This is a genomic window from Streptomyces sp. NRRL F-6492 (assembly GCF_001280125.1).
Classification (GTDB): Bacteria; Actinomycetota; Actinomycetes; order Streptomycetales; family Streptomycetaceae; genus Streptomyces.
This window is the reverse complement of sequence record NZ_LGEG01000223.1, coordinates 47,195-61,604: the sequence shown is the minus strand read 5'-3', so window position 1 is coordinate 61,604 and position 14,410 is coordinate 47,195. Positions and strand designations below refer to the sequence as shown.

Genomic DNA, 14,410 nt, shown 5'->3' with positions numbered 1-14,410 from the left:
GAGCCCACAACCCGTCAGGAACAAGACGAGAGGAAAGATCGACAGCCACAAGCGCCATCATGCCCCATGCAGCTCAGACCATGTGAGACAACCTCTAAATGGCGCATCCCACGTTCACCGAGTGGACAGCCGGGCCGTTCACTCGGTGAACGTCCGCGATGTTCACCGAGTAAATAGGTCGCGGCTCGCTCTCAGGGACGCCATTCCGCGTTGGAACAGCGACCTCGTTCCAGTACGGAACGCACCTCTTACGCCGCCTCGGAGCACCGGCGGACCACTGTTCAGTTACTGAACAGCGGTGGTGTTCAGTAACTGAACAAGGCAGCCACTGCCCGACTCTGCAGCACGCTCCCCCGCACTGGCGTGCGGAGACGGGTCCTGTTCCTTCAGGGAACACCGAACGCGTTCCCTGAAGGAACAGCCACCGTGTTCCCCGAAGGAACAGCGCTCGTGTTCCGAAACGAAACACGCGCGCCACGATGCTGAGAGGGCAGGCCGGACCGCGTTCAGTCGATCTTGGCCTCCAGCAGCTCCAGCGCCTCCTCCCACCGGAAGCGGTCCGCTCCCCCACCCGCCTTCGGCCGGTGCGGCTCGTACGACCCGACCAGCACGCCCATCCCCCGCAGCCGCTCCAGGCTCTGCCCGTACGCCGGGTGTGTGGCCATGGCGGCGTTCACGTACGGCAGCACGGCCGTCGGGATCCCCGCCCCGTACGCCTCGCACAGGATGCCCAGGGCGAGGGTGTCGGCGATTCCGGCCGCCCACTTGTTGACGGTGTTGAACGTGGCCGGCGCGACGGCGATGGCGTCGGCGGGCGGGAGCGGACGCGGGTCGCCCGGTCTGCGCCAGGCCGAGCGGATCGGAAAGCCGGTCCGGGCCTCGATCGCCTCGGTGTCGAGGAAGCCGAGTCCCTGCGGCGTCGCGACGACTCCGACGCCCCAGCCCCGCTCCTGCGCCGCGGTGATCAGCTTGTGGGCGTCGCCCGCGATGCCGGCGGCGCAGACGACGACGTAGAGGAAGGGCTTCCTCGGGTGGTCGTTCACCGCCCGTCTACCCCGCCGGCAGTCAGGAGACTTGCGGCTTCTTCGGCGCAGCCCCACGAGAGCGTGACGCCGGCGCCTCCGTGCCCGTAGTTATGCAAGATTACGGTGCCGCCCTCCACCCACTCTGCTTCCACGCGGACCCAGGCTCGGGTCGGTCTGGCACCGATCCGATGCTCCAGGACGGGGGCCCCAGTAAGGCGGGGTTCGACGGCGGCGCAACGGGCCAGGATACTGGCCGCCGCCGTGTCGTCGGGGGCGAGGTGACCTTCACCGTCGATGGCTGTGCCACCCAGGACGACGGTATCGCCGTGGGGGTAGAAGCACAGGAGGTCCGGGGAGAGGCCGGTGTCCTCGGAGAAGAACTCGGTCAGCCCCGGGTTGGTGACGACGACGTGCTGTCCGCGGATGGGACGAAGGTCAGGGTCTAGGAGCAGATTCCTCGCACCAAGGCCCGTGCAGTTGACGATCACGGGAGTGGGCGTGGCGTCTGCGAGCGAGGCAAGACGCCGCCGCTCGACCGTTCCTCCAGCGATGTCGAGCCGGCGCAGAAGGTAGGCGAGGTAGACGGGCATGTCGATCAGCGGCACCGTGAACCGGTAACCAACCGAAAACCCTGCCGGCAGTTCGGCCGGCTCGCACGGTCGGAAGCCGGGCAGTGCGGTGGCCCAGTCCGGTGGAGCCTCGGCCGTGCGGGACGCCTCGATGCCGCTGGTGAGCCGGACGCCCGTGGACGGGTCCTCGGCCAGCTTCCGAAAGATCTCCAGCGACCTTTGTCCCCACTGGTTGACCTTGTCCTTCGGCTCGACTAGGTACGGGCCCCACATCGCCCCTGCCGCCAGTGAGGTGACACCCGGCACCTGCTCGGCGATCACGTGCACCGAGACTCCGGCCTCGGCGAGAACGACAGCGGTGGTGAGCCCTGCCACCCCGGCCCCGACAACGACAACGCGCTCCCCTGCGATCATGATCCTGACCCTAACGACCGGGTTGCGTCGACGGGGCGTGTTCGGCGAGGGCGTGCTCCAGGACTGGCAGGAAGCTGCGCACGTGGGCGTTGCGCTGTCGGCGGCGCAGGTCTGCGGCGAGCTGGTGGAGCAGGGCCTCGCTGCGAGGCGAGTGCACAACGTCGAGGCGGTCAGCGACGATCTGGCCGACCTCGCAGGCGACCTCCAGGTCACCATGGGCGCTGTGGCCCAGGGCCAGCCAGGCCCCTTCGAACATGGCCCTGCGCTGGCTGGGGTCGCCGCGCGGGACGTCGTACGCCCCGGACCGGAGCATCTCCGCCCCCTGGGCGAGGAGGCGCCGTCCCTTCGCGCCGCCGTCCGCCTTCAGCTGGGCGCGGCCCATCTGGATGAGGCCGTAACCGGCCTGGCAGTCCAGGTGGTTGTCGGTGAGGAAGTACATCCATCGGGGTTCCTCTCGGCCGCCGTCCCGGCTGGCGATCAGTTCGCGAGCGGCCCCGCGGGCGTGGGCGAAGTCGTTGTCACGGCCGGCGGCAGCGTACGCGTACGCGAGCCGGGACAGGACGGATGCCCGGACGACCGGCGGGGCGGCGTCGCTGGCGCGGCGGGCGGCCTCGCCGAGGGCGATGGCGTCCGCCGGGTGGCCCCGGCTCGCGGCCTGGAAGGAGAGGTCACCGAGAATGTGGGCGCACAGGGGCAGGTCGTTGACCTGGTGCGCCGCCCGCAGCGCCGTGGCGAAGTAGCGCTGCGCCAGACCATGGTCAGCGGCGTCGAAGGCCATCCAGCCGGCCAACTGGCCGATCTCCGAGAGCGCGCGGATGAGGCGGCTCGCGACGACGGGAGCATGACCGCCTTCGCGGATCAGCAAACCGACCGCACGGAACTGCGCACCCACGTAAGGGAGATGACGGGCTCCACCATGCTCGTCGTCGAGCGCGGAGAGCATGGGCAGGTGCTGCTCGACTTGGTCCACGAGCGGATCGGAACCCACGGACGGCGTGATCCTGGGCGCGTACTGACCGCGCCCCGCAGTGCCATCGAGGTACTGGGCGACGATCGCGAGAAGCCCCGCGCCCGAGATCGCGAGGAATCGGCGTCGGTCGACGAGCCCTCCCATCACCCAGTCCTCCACGATCGCTTCCATGCCCTGCACGGTCCAGGGCCGTGCGAGATCCGTGTCGGCCGGAACGAGCGCCGAGGAGTCGCCTACGCGGCCCTGCCAGAGTTCGGCCACCGAGACAGGTCTACCCAGTTCCTGGGAGAGCACATAGGCGGCCATCATCGGTAACGGTGAGCGCGGCAGTGAGCCGGCGTCCCGCCAGTGGTACGGCGCCGACTCGGCCACCGTCCCCACTCCGAACACTCTGTTGAGCTTGCGAGCGAGCGCCTTCGGGCTCCACCCGAGTTCGTCGAGGTACCGCGCCAGTACGGCGTTGGGTTCCCCTGCCTGCGGTGCCACGTGCAACCACCTCTTGCCCCAGTGGTTCGTCCATCACTTCTCGCGCTCCCTCATGGTGACGCCCTCGGACGGCTGATTCACCTCCTTCGCAAGGAAGTTGACCGAGTTGACCCGTTGATCGGGTCCTGCGCGACCGGCCTCATCCGGTGTTCTGAGATCTCGGTGGAAGGCGCCGCCTTCGGTGCCGACGGAGAAAGGAGTGGGCCTTGAGACACCGCACGAGCGCCTCTGGAAGCCGTCCGGGCATTGTGCTGGAGCGCGACGTCGGACAACCGGTCTCCGTCGCCAGGCAAGACCGCATCGGCAGCACCGACGCGACCACGCTGATCACAGATCTGCCATACGGACCGAAAGCGACCGAGATCGCCCGGGAGGCTGTGGTGGTCGCCCTCCACGGCGCCGAGGCGGACCTCCTCGAAGACGCCCGGCTGATCACGTCCGAGCTCGCGACGAACGCCTTCGCCTCGGGCAGCCCGCCCCTGGTCCTGTGCGTCGACCGTACGACACCGACCACCGGCGGGCTGAAGGTCGAGATCACCGTCACCGACGGCGGCTGCTCCCGCTCCCTGCCGTCCTCCCCTCCAGCTTCCGAGGAGGAGGCCGAATCGGGACAAGGGCTGGTCATCGTCGAGGCCCTGGCCGACGACTGGTCGCTGACGACCGGCACCCACGGCACCCGTGCCTGGTGCCGACTCACCCGCCAGCCCAGCCCGTCGACCGCCAGCACCTGACGCCCACGCCCGCGCTCCCTCTCTTCGAAGGAGGCACCACACGGTGCGCATCGACCACGCCACTCCGCCACTCCCGCCCACGGCCGCCGTACCGGAGGCGGTCCGCCAGCCTCGTGTCATCGTCGCCCTCCACGAGGGCTTCTACGGTGCAGCGTCGGGCACGGGCTTCAGCAACCGGGCCTTCCTCACGGCCCTCGCCCGCCTGCTGCCGCCTGGCCTCCTCTCCGTGATCACCCCGTACGTGTCGGACACGGCAGGAGCGCACGACCGGCGGTGGGCCAGCGAGGTTCAGCAAATGCTGCGGCAGGCCGAGGCCGACGTCATCACGATCCCGGAGGTCCAGGCGGCGCCGGACTCAATCCACGGTTCCACGCAGCTGTGCGATCTGGCAGGCGAAGCGGCCATACGCATCGCTGATCGAGCGAGCCGGTGCCTCCTCATCGGCCTCGACGTCCCGTTCCTCGGGCTGGCCCCCTACACATCGCCGACCACGGATCTGCTGCTCGTACCCCGCTCCACGACCGCGCTGACAAGGCCCAAGGACATGTCCCGCGTCCGCTGGGAGCGGGACGCGCTGCGGGCAGCGACCGTCCGAGGCGGGCGGATCGGTGCCATCTCCTCCCACATGCGGGGCCACCTCGTCGTCAGTTACGCCGTCCCGCGAGGAAGCATCGTCAGCGTCCCGAACGGGCTGATTCAGGAAGAGATGGCCCCGCCCACGAGCGCGCCGCCCCTGCCCTTCAAAGCTCGCGCCGGCTTCCTTCTCGCCATGGGCCGTGCCGTGCCGACGAAGGGCTTCGACGACCTCCTGGATGCGTTGCACCTTCTCAAGGAGCGCGGGGTCCGCGCTCCGCACCTGGTCCTGGCGGCGGTGACCTCGGACGCACACGAGCGCCCGACCTTGTATCAGGAGGACCTGGCGGCGCACATCCGGGCGTACGGCCTGGACGCGACTCTGATCACCCGCTTCACCCCCGCGATCCGCGCCTGGCTGCACAACCCGGCCCTGCGTGCGGTTGTCGTTCCTTCGCGGGAGGAGCCTTTCGGGCGCATCCCCCTGGAGGCATTCGCGGCCGGAGCGGGCCCGGTGGTGGCGACCACGGCCGGCGGGCTGGCCCAGACGGTCGTCGATGGCGAGACCGGCTTCACGTCCGCACCACGGGATGCCAGGTCTCTGGCCTCGGCGCTTCACCGCGCCCTGACCGTCCTGCCCCGCGAACGCGACCGGCTCCGGAGCGCCGGGACGGCCCTGGTGCGCTCGCGCCACGACTACGAGACCAGCATCGGTTCCGTCATCGAACGCATCGCCCCTTGGGCTCTGGTGCCGGCGTCCAGCGCGAAGGGCCGAGCACGATGAACAGGCCGGTGGTCTTGATCAGCCTGGAGTCCCCGCACTCCTTCTGGCGATTGTCCGCCGAGCACGAGCGCGCGCTGCTGGCCGCCTTCCCTGGTGTCGAGTTCCGTACAGCGAGCGAGGAGGCCGTGCCGCATCAGCTGGCCGAGGCGCACGTCTACTTCGGCTGGACGTTCAAGCCGTCGTGGCTGTTCGGCGCGCCTCACCTGAGATGGATCGCCTCCCCGGCCGCCGGCACCGACCATCTGCCCGTCGCCGAGGCCCACTCCGTCGGGGTGGCGCTGACCCGCTCGTACGGGTTCCACGGCAGGCCCATCGCCGAGCACGCCATGGGGATAGTCCTGGGCTTCTCCCGCGGGCTGTTCATGAGCCAGCTCGCCCAGCGGAACCGGACCTGGTGGAAGGACGACCTGGCCGAGGAGTTCTTCGACCTCGCGGGGGCGACGATGACCATCGTCGGCTGCGGCAGTATCGGCGGACACCTCACTCGTGCAGCCCGCTCCTTCGGGATGAACGTCATCGGCGTACGACGGACGCCGCCGGTGGCCGCCGAGGGCGGGATCATGTGGATGCACACGTCGGCGGTGCACCAGGCGGTCGCCGTCGCCGACGTGGTGGTCGATCTGCTGCCCGCCACCCGGGCCACGGACCGCTTCTTCGACCACGACCTCTTCACGGCGTTCAAGCCCAGGTCCCTCTTCCTCAACCTCGGCCGCGCGGCGACCGTCGACCAGGCAGCACTCCTGGCCACCCTTAACGCCGGCCACCTTCGCGGCGCCGCCTTGGACGTCTTCGACCCGAAACCGCTGCCCGCCCGCCATCCGCTGCGGCTCCACCCCCGGGTCGTCCTCACGCCGAAGAGCTCCACTCTCAGCCGCACGTACATGAACGAGGCGGTCGCGTTCTTCGCCGACAACCTGCGCCGCTACCTCACCGGCCAGCCGCTCAACGGTCTGGCCGAAGTGACCGCTGCCCGTTTCCCCTCGTAGGAGGCTAACCGATGCCTGCCACACGACACCGCGACCTGGCCGCCGCCTTCGCCGCGACCGGCCGTAACCACCCCTACCTGGCCTTCACCCTGAACTCGCTCTGCAACCTGGACTGCGTGTTCTGCAAGCCCCGCTGCATGCCGGACTACGGGCACAAGGACCGCCCACTGACCGCCTCCGACTACGCGGCCATCGCCGCCGAGGCCGACGCCTGGAAGATCAAGAAGGCGCACTGCTCCGGCGGTGAGCCGACCCTCCGGGCGGACATCCTCGATGTGATCTCGGGCCTCGCCGACGGTCTCGGGTCCGGTGCCACGATCGGCATGACCAGCCACGGGAACCTGCGCCGCGGCCTGAGCGTCGAGAAACTCCACCGCGCCGGCCTGACGTACCTCAACCTCAGCCTCCACAGCCTCGACCCCGACCGATCCGCCGCGATCATGGGCGGCGGCGACCCGCGCATCACCCGGCGCACCCTCGACACCGCCCTCTCCCTCGGCCTGGGCGTGAAGATCAACTGTGTCCTCCAGCGCACCTACCTGGACGACGCCTTCGCCGTCGCCGAACTCGCCCGCGACCTGCCCATCGCCGTCCGGCTGATCGAACTCCAGAACATCGGCCCCGCCCAGGCACTCTTCGACACCGAGTTCATCAACGAGGCCGAGGTCCGAGACCGTCTCCACGAGTGGTTCGCGAACGCAGGAGAGGTCCGCAGGGACGAGCTCGGGGTCCGCAGCCCCGGGCAGTACCTCCGCCCGGACGGCTGGGCGGGCTCGATCGGCTTCATCTCCAACTCCAGCTGCGCCACCTGCTCCGACGCCAACCGCATCAAGATCACACCCACCGGTGTGGCCCGCCCCTGCATCCTCCACAACCGCGACATCCCGCTGAAGCCCCATCTCGCCGAGGGCACCCTCGGCGACGCCTTCGCCCACCTCTTCCAGGCCATGCTCGACCGCAACACCAACGACGCCTGGCAGGGCTTCCACTACGTCGACTACGACCTGCGCTGGGACCGGATGGAGCGTCCCGAAGGCACCCCCGTGCTGCCCGTGCTGCCGCTGCTCACCACGGACACGGCCCGGCCCGCCTGCACCCGTGCCTCCTCGGGGGAACGGTGATGGCGGTGATCGAAGCACCGTCCCTCTACATGGGACTCGGAGCCCTGTACGAACGCGAGCTGGACGCCCGCGGCGTCGGCGCAGTGATGCTCACCCACAAGTGGCAGCCAGCCGACCTGCTGGCTCCCCACTCCGACATCGACGTACGGGTCCTCCTCTCCCAGGCCCCGGCGGACTGGGAGGAGTGGAACCACCGCCTAGCCGCCGCGCACACCGCCTTGGTCGGCAGGGAGGTCTCCCACCGGCGTCTCCTGGAGCATCCGCCCGGCTTCGCCTTCATCGTGGCCGAGGTGGACGGGCGGCTCGTCTCCGCGCCCGAGCTCGCGACCTGGTCGCTGATCAGCGGGAGCGCCCGGGACTTCCAGCGCTGGAAGTCCCGGGCCCAGATGGCGCCGTGGTGCGAGGTCGACGAGCGGTTCTACCGGGGCATCCTCCAGGGGCGGCTGGGCGGCCGGTACCAGCTGGCGGCGGACAGCGCCGACAACGTGATGGAGAAGATCGGCGCGTACCGGCGCCACTGCGTGGCCTGGCACTACCTCGCTCCGTGCTGGTTCGCCGCCGCCGCGCTCGCGACACGAACCCGTTGCCCCGGCAAGACGGCCGCCCTCACTCAGTGGCGGCCGGACGGGCTGGACGGGTACGCCGAGCTGTTCCTCGGGCACGCCGAAGATCGACCCGATGCCCGTCTGCGGAGTCCGCGTCACCTGCTCCGCACGGCCCATGTTGCCCTGGAGGCTGCGATGCGCCGCGTTCCTGCCGCCGGGCCCGCCGGCCAGGGCGAGGAGCACACCCGTACCGACTGGGTGATGACCGCCGGGATGCTCCGCATCCGTGTCGCACGCTGGCTGTACTACCTCGACCCGCCGCCCAGCGTGGCGACCGACTACCTGATCCGGCGCGAGGCGAAGGAACTCCGGTCCGCCGCACGGACCCTGAACGCGCTCGCGGCCGACCAGAGCACCTCTGTCCAGCGGCTGGCCGCCCGGATGGCGACGCTGATCCCCACCGGCCCGACCACCGCCGGCACCCTGCGCGCGACCCTCGCGCTCTGGCACCGGCAGAAGTCCACCGTGCAGGACTTCCTCAGCCTCACGCCCGCTGACGTCCACCCCTGACCCAAGGAGTTCCGCCATGCCCGCGCGTGCGCCCCTGCCCCGCGCCCTGAAGACGGCGAAGATCAAGATCACGACCAAGTGCAACCGGTCCTGCGACTTCTGTATCTTCGCCGACGGTGCCCAGGGCGAGAACATGTCCCAGGAGCTGTTCTCCACCGTCCTGGCCCGGCTGGAGACCATCCCCTTCCAACAGCTGCACATCAACGGCGGCGAGCCCACCGTGCACCGGGACTTCCCCGCCCTCAGCGAGACGGCCCGCACCCGCCTGCCGGACAAGGTCATGGTCCTGGGCACGAACGCCATCACCCTGGCCCGCAACAAGCGGATCATGGAGGCCACCCTCCGCTCGTACGACCAGATCCTCATCGGCTGCGACGACGAGCACGAGAACTACGACGAGGTCCACGCCGTGGTGCCCCGCCTCCGCGAGGCCGGCAAGACCGTGGTCATCAACAGCGTCCTGGAAGGCATCAGTTCCTCCCGCCTCACGCAGCTCGCGAGGCTCTGCGACAGGCACGGCGCCATCCACGTCACCAACCACGTGCACCACGTCGACGTCGGCCAGCCGGCGAACGAGCTGCGCGGCATCTGCGACCGCTACCTCGACCAGCACCTGATGATCGAGATGGACGGCTCCTGTTACCGCTGCTTCAACGCCATGGCGAAGGCCGACAGCGAGTTCAGCATCTGGGACGAGGACTTCGCGGTCAAGGTGTTCGCGCCCCGCGGCCACCACTTCCGGTTCTGCCTGCGCTGCCACGAGTACACCGACTCCGGCGCCGTCCTCCTCCCCGCCCCGGCCCTCACCGTCTGACCCCAGACCGGAGGTACACCACCATGCCCGCAGTCCTCGGACTGAACTTCCACCACGACACCAGCGCCGCCTTACTCGTCGACGGCCGCCTCTACGCGGCCGAAGAGGAACGCTGGAGCGGCGTCAAGCACAACCACCCCACCCGCAAGGGCACGCTCACCGCCCCGACCCGCGCGCTCCAGTGGTGCCTGGAGGCCGCCGGCCTCGAACCGCAGGACGTCGATGCCGTCTGGGCCGCCTCCATGCGTCCCAACCCCGCTGCCGGCTGGTGGCTGGCCGAGGAGCGCGACGAACTCGCCGCCCTCCTGCCCGCCCCGCTCGGCGAACACCTCCGCCTGCTCTCCCACCACACGGCGCACGTGCTCTCCGGCTACCTGCTCTCTGGCCACGACCACGCGGCCGGCCTCGTCATCGACGCCGGCGGGTCCTCCCTCGGCTCCGACTTCGGCCCGGGCCGGGAACGCATCACCGGGTACGACCTGCGACCCGATCGCATCGACCGCCTCCACCAGGGCATGCCGACCGTCGTGCCCAGCCCGGCCGGCCCCCGGCGCGTGCACTCCTCCCTCGGGCACTTCTACCGGAACCTCGCGCGGCGGGTGATCCCGCCCGGCGATGAGCCCGAGGGCAGCATGATGGCGCTCGCGGCCTTCGGCGATCCCCAGCGCTACGGAGCGCAGATCCGCGAGCTGATCCAGCTTGGCGACGACGGCGAGGTCCGCATCGACCACCCCTGGGGCTCAGCGGACAGCAGCACACCGCTGCTGCTCGGCGGCCGGGCTTGGACCGCCGACAACGTCACGGAGCAGCCGGACCACGAGTGGGCAGACCTGGCCGCCGCCGTCCAGGAGGTCTTCGCCGAGTCCGTCGTCCATGTCGTCCGTCACCTGCGACGACTCACCAGGGCATCGACGTTGGTGTTCTCGGGCGGGTGCGCCCTGAACTCCCATCTCAACGGCCAGCTGGCAGCCGACAGCGGCTTCGACACCCTCTTCGTTGCACCGGCCCCGCACGACGCGGGCACCGCCGTGGGCGCCGCACTCTACGGCTGGCACTACCAGCTCGGCCAGGAGCGCCTCCCGGTGCCGACCGACGCGGCCTGGGGCCCGCACCCCGGCACCCTTGCGACCACTGCGGTGCCGCCCGGATACCGCGCCCTGACCGGCCTCGGCCCGGGTCTGGCGCCCACGGTGGCCGCGCTCCTCGCCGAACACCACATCGTCGGCTGGGTACAGGGACAGCTCGAATTCGGGCCTCGAGCCCTCGGCCATCGCTCGATCCTCGCCCACCCCGGCCACGCCGCCACGCGTGACCGGCTCAACGCGATCAAGAAGCGAGCCGCATACCGCCCCTTCGCGCCAGCGGTCCTCGCCGAGCACGCCAGGGAGTGGTTCATGTCGGCGGGTGACCCCTTCATGAACCGTGTCGCCCGTGTCCGCCGATGCCGAGCGGATCGCATCGCCGCGATCACCCACCACGACGGCACCGCCCGCGTGCAGTCCATCGCCCCCGATCACCAGGGCCTGCGCGAACTCCTGAAGCAGTTCCACGAGCGCACCGGACTGCCGCTGCTACTGAACACCTCCTTCAACCGCAAGGGAAGCCCGATCCTGCGGACCGCCGAACAGGCCGTGACAGCGACGGCAGACCTGGGGCTCGACGCCTTGGCGGTCGGCGGCACCTTGCTCCTTGCCGACCACGTGCCCGACCCCCGAGCCACAGCCCCCCGTACGAGGTGAAGCGGATGAACCCCATCGACCTGGACCACATCCTCACCGTGCTCGGCGCCGCCGCGTTGAGCGCGGACGAGCAGTCCCGCGCCCGCGTCGCTGGCGCCCTCGCCCTCACCATCTACGACGGCCACACCCGCGACCAGGGCACGCCCTACCTGGAACACCCGCTCGCCATCATCACGCTGCTCGCCACGGAGATTAGGGTCAGCCAGGTCGAGACCCTTCTCGTTGCCCTCCTTCACGACGCCCTGGAGGTGACCCCCGAGTCGGAGGCGCTGCTCATCCAGCACCTCGGCGCCCCATTCGCCGACCGCCTGCGTGCAATGACGGCCGACCACCGCCTCGAACAGCGCCCCAAGGCCGCCGGCGACGAAACCCGCTGGCGTTTCAAGCAGGCCGCGCTCCTGCCCGAGGACCTCCTCGTTCGGCTCGCCGACCGCCTCCACAACCTGCGCGATCTCGCCGCCTCGCCCAACCACGACAGGCGCCGACGGTTCCTCCAGAGCCTGCAGGACTTCTATCTCCCGCTCGCCGACGCCGCCCGCGACCTCAGCCCCCACCTGGAGGCCATGCACGCGCTGCTCCACGCCGAGTACATCCGCCACCAACAGGAGGTATGTCCGTGAAACGGGTCGTCTACTCAATGGAGCCGGTCGGCCGGACCGGCGGCCGGGTCTACCTGCGGATGCTCCACGAGGCGACGGCCGACGACGTGGAATGGCGCACGATCCCGGACCACAAGCGTACCTACCGCGTCCGCCGCTGGCGCAAGCTCCGCCACCTCGCCCGCCTGGCCCCGGCCATCCGGGCACTGGACAGCGCCAGCGGCACCTTCGTGTGGGACGACCTCAGCCTGCTGCTTTTCACCCGGGAGATGCGGGCCCGCACGGTGTTCCTCCTGCACCACTACGAGCCGCTGCAGCACGACTCCGCCCCCGTCGAGGCCATGCTCTGGGAGCACCTGTTCCGCGTACTGCCCCAGTGCGCCGCCGTGGTCTGCGTCGCCCCGTACTGGGCCGACTTCCTCCAGGCCCGAGGCGTCCGCAACGTGCGGGTGATCTACAACGCCTTCGACATGGCGGAGGTCGAGCAGGCCCGCGGCTTCGACCGGACTGAGTGCCGCGCAGAGTTCGGTCTGCCGCCGGGCGTGATCGGTGTCTACGCGGGCAAGGCCGTGCACTGGAAGGGCACCGAGAAGGTCTCGGCAGCCCTGGCCGACGCGCCCGGGCTGCGGGTGATCACCAGCGGCAGCAACACCATCGGCTTCAACGGCGCCCACTACGACGTCGACCGCGAGCAGTACCTGCGGCTGCTTTACGCGTGCGACGTCGGCGTCTTCCTCCCGCAGATGCGGGAGGGCTGGAGCCGCTGCGCGGCCGAGGCCCTGCTTCTCGGCCTGCCCTGTCTGATCCGCCCGGTGGCCGGCTTGGGCGACCTCGCCACGCTGACCGGCCAGCCCGCCCCGGACCTCGGCAGACTGCCTGTGCAGGTCCGGGAACGAGCGACGGTGCGCCAGACCGAGGCCAAGGCCCCGTACGAGGCCCTGGCCCGCTTCGATCTGAACTACTTCGGCAACGCCTGGGGCGACCTTCTCGCGAAGATCGCCTGACCGGCGGCTACGCCTGCGCGGCGGCCAGCTTCTTCGCCGCCGCGTCCAGACGGGCCAGCACGCGGTCCCGGCCGAGCATCTCCATGGACTCGAACAGCGGGAGTCCGATCGTGCGGCCGGTGACCGCGACCCGGATAGGCGCCTGGGCCTTGCCCAGCTTGAGGCCGTGCTTCTCGCCGACGGCGAGGAGGACGGCCTTCAGGTCGTCCGCCTTCCAGTTCGTGACGGTGGCGAACTCTGCGCGGGTATCGGACAGGACGTCTCCGGCGCCGGCCTTCATCGCCTTGTTCCACGACGCCTCGTCCTCAACCGGCTCGTCGAGGAACAGGAAGTCCACGTAGCCGGTGATCTCCGACAGCAGCGCGATCCGGGTCTGAGCCAGCGCTGCCGCCACCTCGAACACGTCCTTGTCGAACGCCTCCGGGGCCCACGGCGCGTGCGGAGCGACGAGCCACGGCGCGCAGGCATTGACGAACTGTTCCGGCGAGAGCGCGCGGATGTAGTCGCCGTTGAACGCCGTCAGCTTCTTCACGTCGAAGAAGGCCGGCGCCGTGTTGACGTCCTTGATCCGGAAGAGCTGCTCCAGCTCCTCGTACGGCATGATCTCCCGGTCGTCGCCGGGACCCCAGCCCAGGAGCATGAGGTAGTTCACCATCGCCTCGGGCAGGAAGCCCTCGGCGAGGTAGTCCTCCAGCGCGACCTTGTCACGGCGCTTGGACAGCTTCTGCCGCTTCTCGTTCACGATCACCGGCAGGTGCGCCCACACCGGCGGCTTGGCGCCGAGCGCCTCCCACAGCAGCTGCTGCTTCGGCGTGTTCGAAAGGTGCTCCTCGCCGCGGATGACCTGCGTGATGCCCTCGTCCAGGTCGTCGACGACGTTGGCGATCAGGAAGACCGGGGACCCGTCACCGCGGGCGATCACGAAGTCCTCGATTGCGCTGTTCGGGAACGCCGGCTCCCCGCGGATCAGGTCGACCACGACGGTCTCGCCCTCGTCCGGCGTCCGGAACCGCAGCGCCCGCCCCTCCTCGAAGGCCAGCCCCCGCTCCCGACAGAACCCGTCGTACCCGAGGTGATCCGAGCCCGTGCGCTCCTTCAGCTGCTCCCGAGTGCAGTCGCAGTAGTACGCCCGGCCAGCCGCAAAGAGCTGCAGACCCGCCTCGCGGTGCCGGTCGGCGTTGTGCGACTGGAAGTACGGCCCCTCGAAGGCCGCGTCCTCGCCATGGATGCCGATCGCCGCGAGCGCGTTGATGATCCCGTCGATCCACTCCGGCTTGTTCCGGGCCGCGTCGGTGTCCTCGATCCGCAGGACGAACGTGCCGCCGGACTGTCGCGCCACGGCCCAGTTGTAGAGAGCGGACCGCGCACCACCGACATGGAACATGCCGGTCGGGGACGGGGCGAAACGAACGCGAACCGGGGCAGTAGACATGCGCTCCAGAGTACCGACGCCGGACACCAGCCTCAGACCACTCCGCCC

13 protein-coding genes are annotated in these 14,410 nt (G+C 69.9%); 9 read left to right on the top strand and 4 right to left on the bottom strand.

Annotated elements, in window-relative coordinates; all coding sequences use genetic code 11:
- Positions 1-506: 506 nt before the first annotated feature.
- The 3 genes from ADL08_RS20850 to ADL08_RS20840 are packed head-to-tail and all read right to left on the bottom strand — an operon-like array spanning position 507 to position 3,464.
- Positions 507-1,043, bottom strand: coding sequence for a flavoprotein (locus ADL08_RS20850; RefSeq protein ID WP_053645179.1), 537 nt, complete (start codon positions 1,041-1,043; stop codon positions 507-509).
- Positions 1,040-2,008 carry an FAD-dependent oxidoreductase gene (locus ADL08_RS20845; protein ID WP_053645177.1) on the bottom strand — a complete coding sequence of 323 codons (969 nt, stop codon included), beginning with the start codon at positions 2,006-2,008 and terminating at the stop codon, positions 1,040-1,042. Before ADL08_RS20845 ends, ADL08_RS20850 begins: the two co-directional genes overlap by 4 nt.
- 10 nt (positions 2,009-2,018) lie before the next feature.
- Entirely contained in the window at positions 2,019-3,464 is a 1,446-nt protein-coding gene (locus ADL08_RS20840) for a carph-isopro domain-containing protein (protein ID WP_053645176.1), read from the bottom strand.
- A 206-nt stretch (positions 3,465-3,670) separates the two neighbouring features.
- Here ADL08_RS20840 and ADL08_RS20835 point away from each other — a divergent pair, with 206 nt between their 5' ends.
- Genes ADL08_RS20835 through ADL08_RS20795 form a run of 9 tightly spaced genes read left to right on the top strand, consistent with a single transcriptional unit; the run spans position 3,671 to position 12,930 of the window.
- Positions 3,671-4,195 carry an ATP-binding protein gene (locus ADL08_RS20835; RefSeq protein WP_234352211.1) on the top strand — a complete coding sequence of 175 codons (525 nt, stop codon included), beginning with the start codon at positions 3,671-3,673 and terminating at the stop codon, positions 4,193-4,195.
- A gap of 43 nt (positions 4,196-4,238) precedes the next feature.
- A complete protein-coding gene (locus ADL08_RS20830; protein WP_053645171.1) occupies positions 4,239-5,552 on the top strand; it encodes a glycosyltransferase family 4 protein in 1,314 nt (437 codons plus the stop codon).
- Entirely contained in the window at positions 5,549-6,538 is a 990-nt protein-coding gene (locus tag ADL08_RS20825; RefSeq protein WP_053645169.1) for a D-2-hydroxyacid dehydrogenase, read from the top strand. Before ADL08_RS20830 ends, ADL08_RS20825 begins: the two co-directional genes overlap by 4 nt.
- Positions 6,539-6,549: 11 nt before the next feature.
- Positions 6,550-7,659, top strand: coding sequence for a radical SAM protein (locus tag ADL08_RS20820; RefSeq protein WP_053645167.1), 1,110 nt, complete (start codon positions 6,550-6,552; stop codon positions 7,657-7,659).
- Positions 7,659-8,774 carry a hypothetical protein gene (locus ADL08_RS20815; protein WP_053645165.1) on the top strand — a complete coding sequence of 372 codons (1,116 nt, stop codon included), beginning with the start codon at positions 7,659-7,661 and terminating at the stop codon, positions 8,772-8,774. Before ADL08_RS20820 ends, ADL08_RS20815 begins: the two co-directional genes overlap by 1 nt.
- Positions 8,775-8,790: 16 nt before the next feature.
- On the top strand, positions 8,791-9,588 hold the full coding sequence (locus ADL08_RS20810) for a radical SAM protein (protein WP_053645163.1): 798 nt from the start codon (positions 8,791-8,793) through the stop codon (positions 9,586-9,588).
- A 23-nt stretch (positions 9,589-9,611) separates the two neighbouring features.
- On the top strand, positions 9,612-11,327 hold the full coding sequence (locus tag ADL08_RS20805) for a carbamoyltransferase C-terminal domain-containing protein (protein WP_053645161.1): 1,716 nt from the start codon (positions 9,612-9,614) through the stop codon (positions 11,325-11,327).
- Positions 11,328-11,332: 5 nt separating this feature from the next.
- Positions 11,333-11,947, top strand: coding sequence for an HD domain-containing protein (locus ADL08_RS20800; RefSeq protein WP_053645159.1), 615 nt, complete (start codon positions 11,333-11,335; stop codon positions 11,945-11,947).
- A complete protein-coding gene (locus tag ADL08_RS20795; RefSeq protein WP_053645193.1) occupies positions 11,944-12,930 on the top strand; it encodes a glycosyltransferase in 987 nt (328 codons plus the stop codon). The genes ADL08_RS20800 and ADL08_RS20795 overlap by 4 nt, the downstream gene beginning before the upstream one ends.
- 7 nt (positions 12,931-12,937) lie before the next feature.
- Here ADL08_RS20795 and gltX read toward each other — a convergent pair whose 3' ends face one another.
- Entirely contained in the window at positions 12,938-14,314 is a 1,377-nt protein-coding gene (gene gltX / locus ADL08_RS20790) for a glutamate--tRNA ligase (protein WP_234352212.1), read from the bottom strand.
- Positions 14,315-14,410: the final 96 nt, after the last annotated feature.